The sequence below is a fragment of the Yoonia sp. genome (assembly GCF_046498525.1).
Classification (GTDB): domain Bacteria; phylum Pseudomonadota; class Alphaproteobacteria; order Rhodobacterales; family Rhodobacteraceae; genus Yoonia.
Genome location: NZ_JAWOAN010000205.1, coordinates 1 through 3,587, shown reverse-complemented (window position 1 = coordinate 3,587; position 3,587 = coordinate 1). Strand labels below are relative to the sequence as shown.

Genomic DNA, 3,587 nt, shown 5'->3' with positions numbered 1-3,587 from the left:
CACTGCCAGCGGGGACAACATTCGAAAGCCGGACAGATGCAATGTGCGGATTCAATGTGGCAGGCCCGCAATCGCGCGCTTTGCTCGCCCGCCTGACAAATGCCGATCTGGGCACCGAAGCCTTTCCCTTCATGCGTTCACAGCAGATCAGTGTCGCCGGTGTCGATGTGATCGCTTTGCGTGTGTCGTTCACCGGTGATCTGGGTTGGGAGCTGCATTGCGACGCGGCCGATCAGTTGCGGTTATACATGGCGTTGCTTGAAGCGGGCAAAGAGGTGGGTGCAGGTCCGGTCGGGTCCCGTGCGCTCATGTCGCTGCGGATCGAAAAAGGCTACGGCAGTTGGAGCCGCGAATATTCACCCGAATATTGGCCGCAAGAGGTTGGACTGGATCGCCTGATCAAGCTGGAAAAGGAATTTCTGAATAAAGCCGGTTACTTGAAAATCAAGGATCATGCACCGCGCGAAGTGTTGTCTTTGATCGAAGTGCAACAGATCACGAATGCGGATGCCACAGGCGGCGAGCCGATCTTCCTGCCTGATGGCACACCTGTCGGGCGGGTCACGTCGGGGACCTATGGCTATAGCGTCGAGAAATCGCTGGCGCTTGGCTATCTAAAGAACGTCGCACCCGGCACAGCCGTTGATGTGATGATCCTTGGTAAACCGCACCGTGGCGTCGTTCTGGCGGAGCCACCGTTCGACCCCGCCGGAGACAGGCTGCGCGCCTAAGGAATGATGCGCGTGTATTTGGTGCCTTCCAGCGTTGCACCAAGTCGCAGGCCTGTCTGCGCGAACACGACAGCGATGACGGGTGCCAGCGATGTTGTCGTTTCAGCCCGCAGCATCTCGCTTTGATCGCGGAAAGCATATTCAATGTCCGCACCTGCCGCCCAACCCGGGCCGCGACGGAACTCCAGCAGGGCTTCGGGTGTCATGAAAAACAGCACATGGCTGAACTGCTGCGCACCGATCTGGAAACCGGCACTGCCGGAGGTCGCTGAATAATAATCCACAGTTGACGATCCGACGCGCAGGGCGCCGCGCCCGAATGATCCGCCAATCCCAAAACCGACCTCTGTCACCAATGGCATCACCAGAATGCCGGATGATTTGGACGCCAGATCACGGGTACCGGGGAACTCCGCGAACATCCCCTTCAACGTGCTGTCGACGCGCGCGTCGATCGTCGCGGCACCGGGGCTGCCGATACCATTGCTACACGCCGCCAGAGTTGAAGCTGCCACTGTTCCCAGCGCAAAGCTGCGCCTTGTCAAATTGCTCATGATTTATCCGCCTATTTGCCTGTGATGGAGACGTTTTCCGCCTCTTATGATACGGTTTATACGCGAGGAGTGCAGCCCTGTCACCCATCAAGCTTACATGAGTGTACACGCCGCCTGCTAGCTTTGCAGAAGCCGTGCCGCTGCAGGCGCGAAATACGTCAAAATCCCGTCACACCCCGCGCGCTTGAATGCCAGGAGGCTTTCCATCATCACCTTTTTGCCGTCCAGCCAGCCGTTTTGCGCGGCAGCCTGCAACATCGCGTATTCACCGCTGACCTGATAGGCATAGGTCGGCACACCAAAGTTGTCCTTCACGCGGCGGCAGATATCGAGGTACGGCATACCGGGTTTGACCATGACCATATCGGCCCCCTCCGACAGATCACGCGCAACAAGGCGCAGGGCTTCATCACTGTTGCCGGGGTCCATCTGATAGGTGTTCTTGTCACCGGTCAGTGCCGAGGATGCGCCAACGGCATCGCGGAAGGGCCCGTAAAAGCTGGACGCATATTTTGCGGTATAGCTCAGGATTGCGACGTTCTGATGCCCCGATGCCTCCAACGCGGCACGGATCGCCCCGATACGCCCGTCCATCATGTCCGAGGGCCCCAGAATATCCGCGCCTGCCTCTGCCTGCGCCAAGGCCATTTTCACCAAGGCTTCAACCGTGCGATCATTCACGATCTCACCGTTCTCGACGAAACCGTCGTGGCCGTTGATGTTGTACGGATCCAGCGCAATATCGGTCATTACAGCGATATCAGGGGCCACATCCTTGATTGCGCGAATGGCCTGATTGGTCAGATTGTCTGGGTCCCACGCCATGGCGCAGTCTTCGGTGCGGGCGTCCATGCCGGTATAAGGGAAAATACACATCGCAGGAATACCAAGGGCTTGCGCCTCTTTTGCCGCTTGCGCCACGCGATCGACGGTGCGCCGCACCACCCCGGGCATAGAGGCTACGGGCGTTTCAGTATCGGTGCCGTCCATCACGAACACAGGCCAGATCAGATCATCCACCGTCAGCGTGTTCTGGCGGGTCAAAGCACGCAAAGCGGGGGTTTGACGCATGCGGCGCAGCCGAGTGGCGGGGAAGGGGGCAAGGGTCGGTTTCATGATCTGTGGCCTTTTTTAGCGATGGTTTCTTGGTTGCATGGATTTTGCACTACCACAAGGCTGGGCAAGGGGGGTACAGGGCGCTAGGTTCGCCACCGGACCCTTGGAAGATGGACGACAGATTTGGACTGGACCCTCGCACTTGTGCGCTTGATCGAATTGGAAACCTTTGTGAACGTCTGGTACTGGCTGGCTGTCATCGTCACATGGTCCGTGGCGAGCAACTGGCTGATCGGTGTGCCGTTCGACATGCTGTTTCGGGCACGAAAGCTGGGCGAGGCAGAGATCGCCGACCTCGAGGCGCTTGTGGACATCAATGTCAGACGGATCGTCGCGACCAATGAAATCTTTGCGACAGCCTTTGTCGGGCTGATCGCCTTTGTGCTGAGCGCGCTGACGGTCATGAGCTTTGGCTACAGGTTCGAATTGGCGCAGGGCCTTTTGGCATTGGCGGCACCGCTCACTCTTGTCGTCATCGTCAACATGCGACTGGCGCATCAGTTATACGCGGCCCCGCTTGAGGGGCGCGCATTGGTGCGCAGGCTTTTCGCCGTGCGGCTTTGGACGCAAATCATCGCTATGATCTCGCTTTTCTTTACGGCCATGTACGGCATGTACTACGCGATTTCGGCCCGACAATTCTTCTAATCGGTTGACACCACAGGCGCGGGGGGTAGGTCAGCGGCATGTCTGATCCCAAACATATCACTGTCAGCGGCGCGCCCGAAGGGTACGATGCCCAACTGATCCTTGCAGAACTGTCGAAGGGCACCCCTGTCTTGCATGTGGGGCGCGATGACAAGCGTCTGGCTGCAATGCAGTCAGCATTGGCATTTTTCGCGCCAAGTGTTCCCGTCTTTGTATTCCCGGCGTGGGATTGTCTGCCCTATGATCGCGTTTCGCCCAACACGGATATCTCTGCCGCGCGCATGGCGACGCTGGCCGCGCTTGTGCACGGGATGCCAGAGCAATTCATCATTCTGACCACGCTGTCTGCCGCAACCCAACGGGTCCCCGCGCGCAGTTTGCTGCGTGAAGCGGCTTTCAAAGCCACTGTCGGTCACCGCATGGACGAAGATGCGCTGCGCCAGTTTCTTGTGCGTATGGGGTTCACCCAAAGCCCGACCGTGATGGAACCCGGCGACTATGCGGTCAGGGGCGGGATCATTGATATCTATCCGCCGGG

At 58.6% G+C, this 3,587-nt stretch carries 4 protein-coding genes and 1 pseudogene; 3 read left to right on the top strand and 2 right to left on the bottom strand.

Features of this window, described 5'->3' with window-relative positions; translation table 11 throughout:
* On the top strand, nucleotides 1–731 hold a 731-nt coding region (locus R6T97_RS12810), incomplete at its 5' end, for an aminomethyltransferase family protein (RefSeq protein ID WP_410349689.1).
* Here R6T97_RS12810 and R6T97_RS12805 read toward each other — a convergent pair.
* Both R6T97_RS12805 and hemB read right to left on the bottom strand, forming a co-directional pair.
* A complete protein-coding gene (locus R6T97_RS12805) occupies nucleotides 728–1,285 on the bottom strand; it encodes a YSC84-related protein (protein ID WP_410349688.1) in 558 nt (185 codons plus the stop codon). The two genes, R6T97_RS12810 and R6T97_RS12805, sit on opposite strands and share 4 nt — an antisense overlap.
* Nucleotides 1,286–1,402: 117 nt before the next feature.
* Nucleotides 1,403–2,401: a porphobilinogen synthase gene (hemB, locus tag R6T97_RS12800; protein ID WP_410349687.1), complete on the bottom strand. Its 999-nt coding sequence runs from the start codon at nucleotides 2,399–2,401 to the stop codon at nucleotides 1,403–1,405.
* Between the two features lie 123 nt (nucleotides 2,402–2,524).
* On the opposite strand from hemB, the gene R6T97_RS12795 reads away from it, so the two are divergent.
* Both R6T97_RS12795 and R6T97_RS12790 read left to right on the top strand, forming a co-directional pair.
* Nucleotides 2,525–3,049 carry a hypothetical protein gene (locus tag R6T97_RS12795; protein WP_410349686.1) on the top strand — a complete coding sequence of 175 codons (525 nt, stop codon included), beginning with the start codon at nucleotides 2,525–2,527 and terminating at the stop codon, nucleotides 3,047–3,049.
* A 38-nt stretch (nucleotides 3,050–3,087) separates the two neighbouring features.
* Nucleotides 3,088–3,587 (top strand): annotated as a pseudogene (locus tag R6T97_RS12790) (transcription-repair coupling factor); the annotation flags it as partial.